At 43.4% G+C, this 14,339-nt stretch carries 12 protein-coding genes; 6 read left to right on the forward strand and 6 right to left on the reverse strand.

Translation table 11 applies throughout. From position 1 onward, the window contains the following. Positions 1–22 precede the first annotated feature (22 nt). The 3 genes from L6421_RS10535 to mutY form a co-directional block, all read right to left on the reverse strand. Positions 23–1,228, reverse strand: a complete 1,206-nt coding sequence (locus L6421_RS10535; protein WP_237261751.1) for an EAL and HDOD domain-containing protein — start codon at positions 1,226–1,228, stop codon at positions 23–25. A 72-nt stretch (positions 1,229–1,300) separates the two neighbouring features. Continuing rightward, complete coding sequence (locus L6421_RS10540) at positions 1,301–1,570, reverse strand: oxidative damage protection protein (protein WP_237261752.1); 270 nt, start codon at positions 1,568–1,570, stop codon at positions 1,301–1,303. 115 nt (positions 1,571–1,685) lie between these two features. After that, positions 1,686–2,813 carry an A/G-specific adenine glycosylase gene (gene mutY / locus L6421_RS10545; protein ID WP_237261753.1) on the reverse strand — a complete coding sequence of 376 codons (1,128 nt, stop codon included), beginning with the start codon at positions 2,811–2,813 and terminating at the stop codon, positions 1,686–1,688. Between the two features lie 167 nt (positions 2,814–2,980). On the opposite strand from mutY, the gene trmB reads away from it, so the two are divergent. After that, entirely contained in the window at positions 2,981–3,727 is a 747-nt protein-coding gene (trmB, locus tag L6421_RS10550) for a tRNA (guanosine(46)-N7)-methyltransferase TrmB (RefSeq protein ID WP_237261754.1), read from the forward strand. Between the two features lie 22 nt (positions 3,728–3,749). Here trmB and L6421_RS10555 read toward each other — a convergent pair whose 3' ends face one another. Next, positions 3,750–5,936 carry an AsmA family protein gene (locus tag L6421_RS10555; RefSeq protein ID WP_237261755.1) on the reverse strand — a complete coding sequence of 729 codons (2,187 nt, stop codon included), beginning with the start codon at positions 5,934–5,936 and terminating at the stop codon, positions 3,750–3,752. 148 nt (positions 5,937–6,084) lie between these two features. Beyond that, positions 6,085–7,251, reverse strand: coding sequence for a radical SAM family heme chaperone HemW (hemW, locus tag L6421_RS10560; RefSeq protein WP_237261756.1), 1,167 nt, complete (start codon positions 7,249–7,251; stop codon positions 6,085–6,087). A 231-nt stretch (positions 7,252–7,482) separates the two neighbouring features. Between hemW and L6421_RS10565 the strand changes: the two genes are divergently transcribed. Both L6421_RS10565 and L6421_RS10570 read left to right on the forward strand, forming a co-directional pair. Further along, a complete protein-coding gene (locus L6421_RS10565) occupies positions 7,483–7,881 on the forward strand; it encodes a hypothetical protein (protein ID WP_237261757.1) in 399 nt (132 codons plus the stop codon). Between the two features lie 169 nt (positions 7,882–8,050). Then, positions 8,051–9,448 (forward strand): MBL fold metallo-hydrolase RNA specificity domain-containing protein, encoded by a 1,398-nt coding sequence (locus L6421_RS10570; RefSeq protein WP_237261758.1) that lies wholly within the window; start codon positions 8,051–8,053, stop codon positions 9,446–9,448. A 92-nt stretch (positions 9,449–9,540) separates the two neighbouring features. Here L6421_RS10570 and rdgB read toward each other — a convergent pair whose 3' ends face one another. Further along, positions 9,541–10,152, reverse strand: coding sequence for an RdgB/HAM1 family non-canonical purine NTP pyrophosphatase (gene rdgB / locus L6421_RS10575; RefSeq protein WP_237261759.1), 612 nt, complete (start codon positions 10,150–10,152; stop codon positions 9,541–9,543). A 95-nt stretch (positions 10,153–10,247) separates the two neighbouring features. Between rdgB and L6421_RS10580 the strand changes: the two genes are divergently transcribed. The 3 genes from L6421_RS10580 to L6421_RS10590 all read left to right on the forward strand — a co-directional run bounded on the left by L6421_RS10580 (position 10,248) and on the right by L6421_RS10590 (position 14,322). Beyond that, on the forward strand, positions 10,248–11,180 hold the full coding sequence (locus L6421_RS10580) for a YicC/YloC family endoribonuclease (protein WP_237261760.1): 933 nt from the start codon (positions 10,248–10,250) through the stop codon (positions 11,178–11,180). Between the two features lie 180 nt (positions 11,181–11,360). Further along, positions 11,361–11,570: a hypothetical protein gene (locus L6421_RS10585; protein ID WP_237261761.1), complete on the forward strand. Its 210-nt coding sequence runs from the start codon at positions 11,361–11,363 to the stop codon at positions 11,568–11,570. A 304-nt stretch (positions 11,571–11,874) separates the two neighbouring features. Continuing rightward, positions 11,875–14,322, forward strand: coding sequence for a penicillin-binding protein 1A (locus L6421_RS10590; protein WP_237261762.1), 2,448 nt, complete (start codon positions 11,875–11,877; stop codon positions 14,320–14,322). The last annotated feature ends 17 nt before the right edge of the window (positions 14,323–14,339 follow it).

The raw sequence follows: 14,339 nt of genomic DNA on the forward strand, positions 1-14,339 counted from the left end.
ATGTGTCTGTACAAACTTAACTTCAGCCTAAATCAATCGCTTCAGCAAACCTCATCGCTTCTAGGTACAGAGCCGATAACTCCGACGCACTCATATTGTCAGGTAAAACAAAATCCGTTTGCCCCTGCTCCAAGCCTTTAACCACTTTCAATACCAAGCCCAAATCACCCGTTTGTTCAAGTAAGGCATCATGTATCGCATTATCCAGCCCAAGCTTGTCCAATAACACGGATAATTCCGTATCCATAACGGCATCTAAACATGAAAACAGACCTACCGTGAAATAACTGTCCTTAGAGTATCGGCCAAGCCTACCGCCCACCAACTCACAAAACTTAGCTCTGGTTAACGCCGTTGTAAACAATTCCACAGGCTTGTCATCCACTCCGGACAACACCAACATGCTTGCCCAGCTTTTAAGGCGATTTAACCCAAAACGTAATACGGCATCATGGATCGAGGAAATCTGCACACCTACGCCACTGCTTTCAGCGACAAACTTCAATAGTTTTTGACTTAAAGAGACATCTTTACCAATGATGTCTGACAGCTGATGCATATCAATATCAGGATTATAGACATTCGCCAGAAGCTCAAGCATGGTCATTTTATTATTAGGTAAACGTCTACCTTGTATAATTTTCGGTCTAGCAAAAAAGTAACCTTGAAAATAATCAAAACCCAGCTTGGCACAGAACTCGAATTGCTCACGCGTTTCGACCTTTTCAGCCAATAACTTAATATCTTTCGCTTTTAGACGCTGTGAATGTTCAATCAACTGCTTGGGTCCAACCGCTTGGATTTCAACTTTTACGATATCGGCAAAGCGTTCAAGGGGTAGCAGTTCCGGGTTGAAAATATAGTCATCCAACGCGATGGTAAATCCCTGCTCTTTAAGCCTGCTTAATGAATCAATCAATTGCGGCGTGACCGCAACATCCTCAAGCACCTCGATCACCACGGTTTTTTTAGGGAAAAAGGGCTGATACTCACGTAACAGCAATCCCTCTGTGAAGTTGATGTAGCCTTTATGATTACCCAGCACTTCATCCAGACCCATTTCACCGAATACATTCATCATCACTTGAGCAGAAGCGGCATCACCACCGATAATCATCGCATGGTTGTCCTGAGTATTGCCCCTAAACAGCAATTCATAGGCAACCACTTCCATATTTCGGTTAAAAATAGGCTGACGACCGATAAAGATATCGATGAACTCTCCCATCTTGGAAGTTCCTTTTTCTTGACTGCTAACCAACTGCTAACCTCGCCACATTAAAAATCAGACCAACCTAACTTAAATTGACTTGAACTCTTCTGGCATATCGATGTCTTGATCATCAAATAGAAACTTTTGCATCTCTTCCAATAAAAAAGTACGTGCTTTCGGGTCTAAGCTGGAAAGACGGTATTCATTAATCAAAATCGTTTGCTGACTCAACCATTGTTTCCAAGCTTCTTTAGATACATTGTCGTAAACTTTTTGACCCAACTCTCCCGGAAAAGGTAAAAAATCCAATCCCTCTAGTTTTTCACCCATCTTTACGCAATCAACCAATCTACTCATTTTACTCTCCGTAACCCGTTTATTTTTTATGAGACCTTCGAACAGTGTCTCTTTATTTAATCTGCTTCATTCACATTTTATTACGATGCAACACTTAACACCATATTATCAAGAATTATGGCGTTACTAATTTTTCCAGTAATTTCGTCACTGGTGCCGGTACACCAAGTTGGCCATCAACAATGGCCTGGAGTTTATGCCATGCTGCAGACGCTCGCTGCTCGGTGGTGCCTACCGCATAATCTTCCGGTCTTTCATTAACCCCTAAGAAACAAGATTCCTCAAGCAAAAGAGGATGGATCTCGAGATGATAGTGCGAAAAGGTATGCCTGAATGAATCCCATTCTAACAAACTCTGTGGATGACTTCTTTGGGTTTGTCCAACATCTTCAGCATTCACTTGCTGTTGCAGAAAATCCAAACAGGCCTGGTGACTTTCAAACTCAGGAAAACTCCACAAGCCACCCCAAATGCCTTTTTGCGGACGCTGTTCTAACCATATTTCATCTTGAGCGTTTTTGCGAATCAGCAACCAGGCCTGTTTGGTTGGCTTGTCTTTCTTAGGCTTTTTAAATGGAAACACATCCACCTGGCTTTGTTTGAAAGCCAAACAGCCTTTATTTACTGGACAAACATCACAATTAGGTTTGCTCCGGGTGCACAAGGTGGCGCCCAAATCCATAATCGCTTGGGTGTAATCATTAAAACGTGTTTTGGGAGTCAGCGTATCCGCAAGTTGCCAAAGCTGGTTTTCAACCGCCTTTTCACCAGGCCACCCCTCAATCGCAAAATAACGGCTTAACACCCGTTTCACATTACCATCCAGGATGGCGAAACGTTGCTGTAACGCGATGGATAAAATCGCCCCCGCCGTTGAACGTCCTATGCCTGGCAAAGCGACAATCGAATCAAACTCGTTCGGAAACTGTCCACCATGGTCATCCACTATCATCTGTGCGGCCTGATGCAAATTACGTCCACGTGCGTAATATCCGAGCCCCGCCCAATGCGACAAGACCTCCTCCTGGGAAGCGGCGGCCAAATCCGTTACGCTAGGGAAACTTTGCATAAATCGCTCGTAATAAGGAATGACGGTTTTCACTTGCGTTTGTTGCAACATGATTTCGGAAACCCAAACACGGTAGGGGTTAATCGCTTGCTGCCAGGGCAAATCATGGCGACCACAGGTATCAAACCAGTTTAACAAGGATTGTGAGAACTCAGGTAATGAAAACTGTGACATGAACAGGGAACACTCTTTTGTCGACTTTTAAATAGATTAAACAAACGTAAACGGGCTTATAAAAGCACTTAAGTTATTGAAAATTTTATGTACTATCAGATTGTAATTTTAGATTTAGGCTATACTATACGCATTCAAAATTAACACAACAAATTCTAGAATTTATTATGACTGAATCAACAAACTCCCCAAGCCACTCCAGCACAACTGAAGAAAATACCGCTACTAGCACATCAGGCAATATCACCCGCCGGATTAAAAGTTTTGTTTTACGCCAAGGCCGCTTATCTGCCGCCCAACAAAATGCGATTGACAGCCAATGGCCAAAATTTGGTTTAACGGTCACCGATGAACTGCTTGATTTAAAGAAACTATTTGGCCGTGACGCGCCAACCATTGTCGAAATCGGTTTTGGCATGGGTAAAAGCCTTGCTGAGATGGCTGAAGCCAATCCACAGCAGAACTATATCGGCATTGAAGTTCATCGTCCCGGTGTTGGCGCTTTGTTGAAGCTTGTCGAAGAAAAAGGCCTAACGAATATTCGTGTCTATAATCACGATGCGATTGAAGTGCTTGAGAAATGCATCCCTAAAGACTCGTTGGCAGGTGTGTATCTTTTCTTTCCGGACCCTTGGCATAAAAAACGTCATAACAAACGCCGCATTGTTCAGCCTGGATTTGTCCAAACGATTGCCTCACACTTAAAACCGGGTGGGCAATTCCATATGGCTACCGATTGGGAAGATTACGCGACTCACATGATGGAAGTGATGAATGAAGCGCCCAACTATAGAAATATCAGCGGACAAGGCCAATATACACCTCGCCCGGACTATCGACCATTAACCAAGTTTGAAGCGCGTGGCCATAGCCTAGGACACGGGGTTTGGGATCTGATTTTTGAGAGAATCTAGCCTTTGACCAGGCCTGGTGAGTTTATTGCAGTAAATGGGTTATCGCACTTAAACTGGCCGAATTTTGCGCCATCTTTGGATTTAACTCAGCCACATTAATCGACCAATTTGGCTGAGCCAGCCCTCCTTCTAGTTTTACAGGCAAACTCAACCCCCTTAAGCCTGCCAAGACTTCCGTAGATTCCGCAACCGTTAGCAATAAATCTCCCTCTATTTGCTGGGTTCTTAAATCAAGCGTTCCATGCCCCGTACCTTTGAAGCGTTCACTTTGCAACAACAACCGTTTGGGGGTAAAGATACCATCGCTAATCTGCCCCATCACCTCAATGTGTTTGAAATGGGTAAAAGCATTATTGTTATCCGTTAGCTCCAAAGAGCCGCTTAATATCTGATTTATATCCAAACCTGAAAGCTTGATTTGTTTGAAATCGGCATTTACCGAACCTTGCAGATGAGCCAACCACTGCTGCGGATTAACCCCCGAAGTCTTTAACAAGAAATGACTGTCCAGTACTCCCTGCGGTTGCTGAGCACCGTTACTGCCGGAATTCACTATACCGCCTAAAGCCAAATCTTTGGTACGCCCTTTCCAGACATAGTCGGAACGATTACTCGCTAATTCGGCCATCAATTTAGACTGTAATTGACCTTGAGCAAATTGGATGTCTAGAGGCGCGATTTCCCAATTCCCGGAATTCGCGAGCAACTGCATATCCACGGTCGGTAGCTTTAAACCCTGAAAGGTTAAAGAGTTAAACTGTAACTTTCCACTGGCATTCAGCTCCTGTAAAACCGCCATCGGAATCGGATATAAATGGGTTTCTTGGGTGTTTTGTGTGTTGTGAGTCAAATCACCCGGCCTGATTGCCGGCAAATCGACCTTGACCATAAAATCGTCCATATTGAGGTTATTCACCACTAAATCAAATTCTGCCGCTTGACGATTGAAAGGCCAACTCAAACTACCCAAGATTTGAGTATCATCCACTTTGGCATCAAGTTTTTTTATACTGAGAACCTTACCGTTCCAATGCCAATTGAACTTGCCTGATGCGTTGGTCAAGGCCTCCGTTTTAACCATTTCCGGCGCAGGCAATCCTAAATGTTCAATCCATTTCTTGAGATTGATTTTTTCCGCTTCAAACACTCCGTCATAAACCGGGTTCACCCCAAACTCACCCTGAAAACTCGCCAGAACTTGAGCCTCTAATCCCTCTAGCTTGGTATTTTTGACATAAAGTTGCTGATACTTGAAGTCGACCATCAAGTTCTCACCTTCGGTGGTTAAACGGATATCCGGCTTGTTCAACACTTCTGGTAAACGCAACCTGAATACGCCATGCCAATTTGATAAATGGAGCTGAGTGTAATGATTCGCCAGCAGAATATTGCCGTTAATCTGGAAGTCGAATGTGCGTGGCGACTGACTGTGCTGGTAGACAAAATCACTGTTCATTTTAAATGGCTTGTTTGGCAACACATCAAATGCTAACAGGTTAGCTTTTTTAAGGCTCACGCTAAAGCCTTGTAAAGAATTGCTATAGATAATTTCTGCGTTCTTAACCACCAAACTCTCTAAAGACCAGTCGGGCTGTTTCTGTTCTAGCGGCGCCTTTTCACTCACACTTGATTGAGAAGATTGCACTGACGTTTTCAGCAAAGCGGGCTCATTACCCATCGCCACTTTCTGGAAACCGCCAACACTTTCCCCGACAGCTATCTTAGAAACCTTAACAGGAACCGTTATTTGGCTCACTTGCTGGACGAGCCGTTGTGGCATGCCATCAACAAAACTCAACAGTGGCATATCTGACCAGTTATTTCTATCCGCCAATTCAATAAAATGAAACTTTGGCTCGATTAACTCTAGGCTGGTGACTTTAAGTTTTTTGTCTAGAAAAAGGGTTTTTAAAGAGAGCTCGATTTGCGCCTCTTTCATGGTGAATAAATTTTCTTCTTCAAAACCAGGCTGGTTTTTCAGCGTCATTTTGCCTAAATGGAACATAAAAGGTAAAACCGAAACCTTCACTTCACCTTCGATTTTAAAATCGCGCTTGGTAAGCTTAGCCACCTCTTGTTCTATTTGCGGCTTATACTGATTGAAATCAATCAGACTAACCGCTCCGGCAAATCCTAAAAATAACAAAATCGGGATAATTGCCAGAATCAAAGCGGCTCGTTTGGTCCATTTTAATGTTGCTTGGGTCACGCTGGAATGCTCTTAATTTATAGTTTTAAAACATGCAATCTTTGCTCAAGATGATAAACCGGCAAAGAACTTAATGATATGAAAATTCATTATAAAGGGTTTAGTATCCCACTGAGAACTCATCTAAAAAACCGTTTTTTCAACACGGTTATTCAGCTAGAAATGCACTGACCACATCATTTAGATACTGCTGCCCTTTGGCGGTCAACTTCAACCAATCGGTATCGTTCTGCGGTAGGATTTCAATCAATTTTTGCTCAATTAGACTTTCTAAAACCGGCGTAATCTCGGTTAACGACAAGCCGGTTCTCAGTTCAAACAACCCCAAATCAAAGCCTTGTTGTAAACGCAGTGCATTGAGCATGAATTCAAAAATCGCATCCTCTTTTTCCAACCAGTGGGTACGGCCGGCATCATATTGTTTCATGGCTTCAATATAGCCGCCTGGTGAAGCGGGCATCTGTGTCCTGAAAATCCGACCTTCCGGAGCCATGGTGATTTTGCCGTGAGCGCCCGCTCCTAAACCGATGTAATCACCAAATTGCCAATAATTTAGGTTATGCACACTTTGACGCCCTTTTTGAGCATAAGCAGAGACCTCATAATGTTGATAGCCGGCATTGCCAATAATCTGCTGGCAGGCCTGTTGAAACTCCCAGGCCTGGTCATCATTAGGCAATACCGGTGGATTCTTATAAAAAGGCGTATTCGGCTCTAAAGTCAGTTGATAGTGTGAAAGATGGGGCGGCTGATAACCAATGGCTTGCTCAACATCGGCAATCGCTTGCTCTAAACTTTGGTTAGGCAGGGCGAACATCAAATCCAGATTAAAATTGGTGAACCCTGCTGACTTGGCGGCTTGAATCGCCTTATGTGCCTCATCGGAAGAGTGTATCCGACCGAGTGCGACTAATTTTTCATCGTCAAAACTTTGGATTCCCATCGATAATCGATTAATCCCTGCCTGGTAGAAACCGGCAAACTTTTCAAAATCCACCGTTCCCGGATTCGCTTCCAAAGTGATTTCGATATTGGGACCAAAGCCCAATAACGCACGCGCTTGCGACAGAAAACGATTTAAGCCCTCTTCAGAAATCAAGCTCGGGGTTCCACCACCAAAAAATATCGACTGAATCTGGCGGCCCCAAATTTGAGGCAGAATGCGTTCCAGCTGAGTGATTAGAGCATTAATATAGGCCGCTTCATCAATCTCTTTTTTGAGCGTATGGGAGTTAAAGTCACAGTAAGGGCACTTTTGCACACACCAGGGATAATGCACGTACAAGCTAAGCGGTAACGGTTGAGTAAAGTTCACAGATTCTTCCAAAATTAACGGTGTTGACCACTTAAAGGTTTAGGCTTTACCGCCTTGTCATTCAAAGACTTGGCAGGCCTGTTATTTTAACTCTTTTTAGCCATTAAATAACGGCAATTCTAAGGCTTCATAACTTTCGCTGATATCTGCACAACAATTTTAAATTATTGTTTTTATTGCAAATGAATACGCATTAAGACATGCTAATATCTCTTCAAGGAGGGAATGATTATGTTTAGTATGAACAAACCTACCGTGAAACTGATTGCCATCAGTTTATTTGGAATAGCACTCTCAAGCCATGCCGCAGAGCAAGTTACTCGAGCCATTTTGCTCAATTCCATTCAAGGCCCAATCTCTCAAACATCATCGACACCCGTAAAACTGCTGATTACCCAAGGCAATGCCAAAGGCTGCGTAGCGCAAGGCGTGGCTTTTCTCAACCCAAAACGGCTACGCTATGAGTTCAATTTAGAGCCGGTCAACTGTGTCAAAAACGGTCATAAAATCCCGGTAGGCACGGTAGTGCGTGGACAACACAATATCAAAGGCACCATGGCAAACAGCGGTATGGGCAGAAAATATTTAATCTCAAACAAAGGTGTTACGGTAACCTTAGCAGAGAACTAAGCGCACTAATCACAGAGCTGATCAATGAGCCGTCCATTTCCTAATAATCCTTCACGTTATTCAGAAATAGTTGATGCCGCACATGTTCGTTGCGGTACAACTATGCTATTTTGTGTTCTTAACCACAGCTCAACAATCTCAACGATGCGATATCCTTAAAGGAGCTCATATGACCCCTATTCAATCTTTTGGTGCTGCAGAAACGGTGACAGGTTCATGTCATTTTTTACAGCTTAAGTCAGGCCCTAAAATCCTTATCGACTGCGGCATGTTTCAAGGTCATACCGACCATGACTCGGCCGATCCTTTTGGCTTCAACCCTCAAGATGTCGATATCCTACTGATTACACACGCCCATTTAGATCATGTTGGCCGTATTCCCAAACTGGTTAAAGAGGGTTTTAATGGTCGAATCATCGCCACGAGAGCTACCATGGATTTGGCTGAGGTGGTTTTATTGGATAGTGCAAAAATCGCCCAAGAAGATTACAAAACGTCACTCAAAAAAGCCAAACGTCGTGGTGAAGAAAACGAGGTTGCAGAGCCAATCTATACAATCGATGATGCCAAAGCGGTGTTTGATATGAACATTCAATACGCCGACTACAACAACACCATTCAACTTGATAAAGGCGTGAGTGCAACCTTTAGAAATGCTGGCCATATCTTAGGTTCATCCACCATCCAAATTGACTTTGAAGAAGAGGGTCAGCACAAAACCGTGGTCTTTTCTGGTGATTTAGGGGGTTGCATTGACACAGTCATGCGCTCTCCTGAAACGGTTCCGCACGCAAACGCACTTTATATTGAATCGACCTATGGTGACCGCAACCACCGTTCCCTAGAAGACAGTGTGGATGAATTCAAAACCGCAGTGGTGCAAACTCTTAAAAATGAAGGTAATGTCCTTATTCCTTCTTTTGCCATCGAACGAACTCAGGAGATTTTAATATTACTCAAACAGATGTATTACGACAATGAACTACCTGAATGTAAGATATTTGTGGATTCTCCAATGGCCACCAAAGCCACCATCATTTACAACCAAAACCACAAAAGCTTGAATAAAGCGGCACAAGACTTGTTCAACAAGGATGGTTCCGTGTTCGACTTTCCCTATTTGGAATACACGTTAAGCGGTGCGGACTCCATGCAAATTAACGAAGTCGACTCTGGTGCGATTATCATTGCCGGAAGCGGAATGTGTAATGGAGGCCGTATTCTCCATCACTTCAAGCATCGCTTATGGAATGAAAAAAACACCCTGATTTTTGTAGGCTATCAAGTGGAAGGAACCTTAGGAAGATATTTGGTCGATGGTGCCGAATTCATTCACGTCTATGGCGAAAAAATTAAAGTTCGTGCTAATCGGATGATGATTAACGGCTTCTCAGCCCATGCCGACCAAAGCGACATGCTCAAATGGATGGGTGGGTTTGAAACGCTGGATAAAGTCTTCTTAATTCACGGGGAGCGTGATAAACAAGAAATATTTAAAAAAGCCATTGAAGAGAAACTTAATAAAACGGTGCATATTGTGGAATATGCGGAAGAGGTTTGGATTTAATTTTTTTAGGCTATGAGCGGTTTGAAGTCAACGGAACCAATATGAAATCAATACCATACCGCTGACTACAAACTGCCCGCTACCAGCTAAATTCAAGCACCGCGTCGTAACTGCATCACCAAAGCATTCAATGCCTGCGCACGATGGCTCACCTGGTTCTTTTGTGTTTTTGGAAGTTCGGCGGCGGTTTTGCCAAACTCTTCAACCCAAAAAATCGGATCATAACCAAACCCGCCATCACCGCGTTTTTTGGTCAGAATCTCACCATACCAGCGTCCTAAACCAATAATCGGCGTAGGGTCATTTTCATGTTCAACATAGACCATGGCGCAGTAATAGCTCGCTTGTCTTTGCTCTGCTGGAAGCCCCGCCAACTCATCTAATAACTTTTGTAAATTGGTTTCATCATTCGCCGCCTCACCATGAATATCTTGTGAATAGCGTGCCGAATAGATTCCGGGACGTCCGTGCAAAGCGGAAACTTCAATTCCTGAATCATCCGCAATAGCTGGCAACCCGGTTTTTTTCGATGCGTGACGTGCTTTTAAAATCGCATTTTCAATAAACGTTAAACCGGTTTCCTCTGCTTCACCATTAAAAAACTCAGATTGCGCTTTCACATCCCAACCGTGGGGTTGCAAAATATCCGCCATCTCTGTTAATTTGCCCGCATTACCGGTAGCCAGTACAACCGTTTGAGTCATATTGTTTCCTTTTTAGATGAACCTTGTTAAATTAACGCCATTATAAACGATGGCCTCCATTCCAGACATCGCAATCAAATTGCCGGGGATATTCCATGCACAGCTCAACCCAAATGCTCTCAACCTACTCCGCCAAAAGCATGACCGCTTTTGCAAGGGTTCAAGAAAATACCGAATCTGGTCGTTACAGTTGGGAAATTCGCTCGGTCAACCAGCGCTACCTTGAAATAAACCCTCGCTTGCCGGATGCGTTTCGACATTTGGAACCCATTATACGTGAACGGTTAAAAAAACAGGTCGCACGTGGCAAAATCGACATCAGTTTAAGTTATGAAAACCCACTGCAAAATGATTCGATGCAAATCAACCAAGCCATCTTGCAACCGCTTAGCGAAGCGATTAACCAAGTTCAACAATCTTTAATCGAGGCAACCCACGTTAATCCACTCGAAATCTTAAAATGGCCTGGGGTTTTGCAAGAATCGACTAACCAGCAAAACAGTGAACAAATTGATAACGCACTTTTAACGTCCTTACAAACCACGATTCTCTCTTTTAATGAAAGTCGATTACGTGAAGGCCAGGCGCTGGCTGAACTGATTAATCATCGCTGCATGAGTATTGACCAACAAATTCAAAGATTGGAACCCCAACTTCCTGAGATATTAAACAGACACGTAACCAAACTAAAAGAACGCATTCAGACCCTGACAGAACAAGTAGATGACAATCGATTTCACCAAGAAGTGGCGGTACTGGCACAAAAAATGGATATCAGCGAAGAGATCGATCGCTTAAAGACCCATCTAATTGAGGTCAAACATATTCTATTTGCCAAAAACTCATCACAAAACGGACCGACGCAAATAACGCCAATCGGCCGAAGATTAGACTTTTTGATGCAGGAGTTAAATCGTGAAGCCAATACCTTAGGCTCAAAAGCCATCGACACCCTAATTGCGCAAACCAGTGTGGAGTTGAAAGTGTTAATCGAACAAATGCGTGAACAGGTGCAGAACATCGAATAATCTAGAAACACCCAAAACCATAGATTATACAAATACCCGCATAAACTTTACTTACTCAACTTACCTTGAAAAACTTGATGCAAATCAACCTTGTCCCTGTAAATTTATTGAATTTTACAGGCAATCTAAGTATAGTTCGTGATGTTATAAAATAAAAACTTCTAGCTGAGGCATTAAATCATGAATAACTTCGTAAAAATGTTACTTGTTATCGTTGCAAGTGTAGTGATTCCACTTGCGGTATTATTAGGTATTTGGGCAGATATTCTGCCTCAATCGGTTCAAGTTGCAATTGGACTAGCTGGTGTAGCTTTAGCTGCCGTGTTCATTATTGGTGGTAACCTGTTCCTAATGTGGGGCGACATCAAGTCAGGACGTTATAGCAAATAATCTGCTGATTACAGATTGTTTTCTAAATGAAACCCAGCCTATGCTGGGTTTTTTATTGCTTGGATTTTCGCACGCTTTTTTGAAAACCCGTGGTGCCTTTTTCAATCTGCCTTCAAATCTATTTTTATTCAACTCACCCTTGAAGTTTTTTTCTAAAAACCGGGCAATTCACTTATCTATTTACTACGCAATAACGCTATAATATCCAACAATTTTCTAGAAATAACATGTTATCCATTTTCACTCTAAATTGAATTGGTTTCATCATTCAATCTGGAGCGGGATACATAGACAGAGTCAATTCATGAGTGAAATAGAAGTTAAAGTTAAAAACGATGCTGCAAAAGAAGTAAACGATCCGCAGCCTTCTCAACAAAATTTACCGCCTAAAAAGAAAAGACGCTGGTTTTTATGGTTATTTGCCTTTAACTTTATTTCATTCACCGTTTTAGCGATTGCCGCAGCCACTTTTTACTACATAACGGTTTACCCTACCCTGCCCGATACTGCTGAATTGAAAGAGGTCAGCTATCAAGTACCGTTACGCATTGTGACGCAAGACGATAAATTAATCAGCGAAATTGGCACTAAAAAACGCCTACCTTTGGAATATTCCGAAATTCCGGAACGTATGACTCAGGCCATTATCTCTTCAGAAGACGAAAGTTTTTTTGAGCATGGCGGGGTCGACTATAAAGGTCTAGCGCGTGCGGTTGTGGAATTGATCACAACCGGTCAAAAGAAATCCGGTGGTTCAACCATCACCATGCAGGTGGCACGTAACTTTTTCTTGAGCAAAGAGAAAACCTATCTACGAAAGCTCAATGAGATCATCCTCTCTTACAAAATTGAAAACGACTTAAGCAAACAAGAAATCCTTGCCCTCTACCTCAATAAAATCTTTTTGGGTTACCGTTCTTACGGTGTGGCCGCTGCGGCTCAAACCTATTATGGCCGTAGCATCAATGAACTGACTTTAGATGAATACGCGATGATTGCAGGGCTTCCTAAAGCCCCTTCCGCTTATAACCCCATCGCCAATCCAAGTCGCGCCAAACTACGACGTAACTATGTGTTGCGTCGCATGCATGATCTTAATTTCATCACTGAAGAAGAGATGCTTGCCGCCCAGGCGGTAGAGGTTCACGCCGATAAACATGCTGCCATCATTGATGTCGAAGCCGATTATGTTGCAGAGATGGCTCGAGCCTTTGCCTTAGAAAAGTTTGGTGAAGAAGCTTTGCAAAATGGTTTAACCATTGTGACATCGATCGACAGTAAGTTACAGGCACAAGCGAATTTGGCGGTACGGGATGGTTTGCAACATTATGAACGCCGTCATGGTTATCGAGGCCCTATCACCAATCTTGATTTAACCACTTTTGACGATGAAGACAAACTTCTGGAAGAGTTAAAAGACACCAGCAACTATGGCGACCTTCAAGTCGCGGTGGTAACTGGCTTTGAAAAAACCAACACTCAAGTTTTAATGGAAAATGGCGAAAAAATCACCTTACCATTCGAGAAAATGACTTGGGCGGCTGAATACAAAGGTGTCAACCATAAAGGCAAAGACCCTAAAAAACCACAAGATGTTCTAAAACAAGGCGATGTGATTTATCTACAGTGGTTTGAAGATCAATGGCAACTAGCACAAGACCCCAAGACGGAATCGGCACTAATCTCTTTGGACTCTAAGGACGGTCGTATTCTAGCATTGGTTGGCGGTTATGACTTCTTTAGAAGCAAATTCAACCGCGTGACGCAAGGTCGCCGTCAAGTGGGTTCGAACATCAAACCTTTCCTGTATTCTGCGGGGCTTGAAAACGGCATGACCGCGGCCACCACAATTAACGATGCACCGGTGGTGTTCCATGACCGCAACTTGGAAGATGTTTGGCGACCTGAAAACTACTCCGGGCGTTTTTATGGGCCAACTCGCCTAAGAAATGCACTGGCGTTTTCCCGCAACCTAGTTTCAATCCGTCTATTACAAAAACTAGGCATCGATACCGCATCCGACTATATCCAACGTTTTGGTTTCCCAGAAGAAGAGATTAACAAACACCGTGATTTATCACTCTCTCTAGGGAGTGTGCAATTCACACCTTGGGAAGTGGCGCGTGCTTACGCCGCTTTCTCAAACACTGGTTATCTGATTGAACCTTATTACATTTCTGAGGTGCGCGCTTTTGATGGTGAAGTGCTTTATAAGGCCGAACCAAAAATCGCCTGCACCAACAATCAATGTATTCCCGGTGATGAACGTAATGCACCGCGAATTATCGAGGAGCGTAATGTCTATATTATGGATACCATCATGCAAGATGTTATCCGCATCGGTTCGGCCAAAAAAGCCCGCGAACTCAAGCGTGAAGACATTGCGGGTAAAACAGGAACCACCAACGACCAAAAGGATGCTTGGTTCTCCGGTTTCAACTCCAATATTGTGACCACGGTTTGGGTAGGCTTTGATAGCCCGACCACATTGGGGCGCAGTGAAGTGGGTGGCCGCGCCTCTTTACCGATTTGGATGGAATACATGCAACTTGCGCTGCAACCCTACCCGAATGTACCGTTTACCCAGCCTGAAGGTTTAGTGAATATACCGATTGATCGTGAGACAGGTCAAGCGGTTCCAAGAAACACGCCTGGCGCTTTAATGGAGATTTTCCGAGAAGAGAATGCACCTGAGATTCCAAGTGTCTCCCAAAAACAGATTGAAGCGATTACCGAAGACTTGTTCGACTAATTAAGGGAAAAGGACTC

This window comes from Thiomicrorhabdus immobilis (genome assembly GCF_021654855.1).
In the GTDB taxonomy this organism is placed as follows: Bacteria; Pseudomonadota; Gammaproteobacteria; order Thiomicrospirales; family Thiomicrospiraceae; genus Thiomicrorhabdus; species Thiomicrorhabdus immobilis.

Bases quoted from the DNA above. Each gene is read 5' to 3' on its own strand.
- rdgB (WP_237261759.1), bottom strand. From the start codon at position 10,152: ATGACTCAAACGGTTGTACTGGCTACCGGTAATGCGGGCAAATTAACA.
- L6421_RS10565 (WP_237261757.1), top strand. From the start codon at position 7,483: ATGTTTAGTATGAACAAACCTACCGTGAAACTGATTGCCATCAGTTTA.
- L6421_RS10590 (WP_237261762.1), top strand. From the start codon at position 11,875: ATGAGTGAAATAGAAGTTAAAGTTAAAAACGATGCTGCAAAAGAAGTA.
- L6421_RS10535 (WP_237261751.1), bottom strand. From the start codon at position 1,228: ATGGGAGAGTTCATCGATATCTTTATCGGTCGTCAGCCTATTTTTAAC.
- mutY (WP_237261753.1), bottom strand. From the start codon at position 2,813: ATGTCACAGTTTTCATTACCTGAGTTCTCACAATCCTTGTTAAACTGG.
- trmB (WP_237261754.1), top strand. From the start codon at position 2,981: ATGACTGAATCAACAAACTCCCCAAGCCACTCCAGCACAACTGAAGAA.
- L6421_RS10570 (WP_237261758.1), top strand. From the start codon at position 8,051: ATGACCCCTATTCAATCTTTTGGTGCTGCAGAAACGGTGACAGGTTCA.
- L6421_RS10580 (WP_237261760.1), top strand. From the start codon at position 10,248: ATGCACAGCTCAACCCAAATGCTCTCAACCTACTCCGCCAAAAGCATG.
- L6421_RS10540 (WP_237261752.1), bottom strand. From the start codon at position 1,570: ATGAGTAGATTGGTTGATTGCGTAAAGATGGGTGAAAAACTAGAGGGA.
- L6421_RS10585 (WP_237261761.1), top strand. From the start codon at position 11,361: ATGAATAACTTCGTAAAAATGTTACTTGTTATCGTTGCAAGTGTAGTG.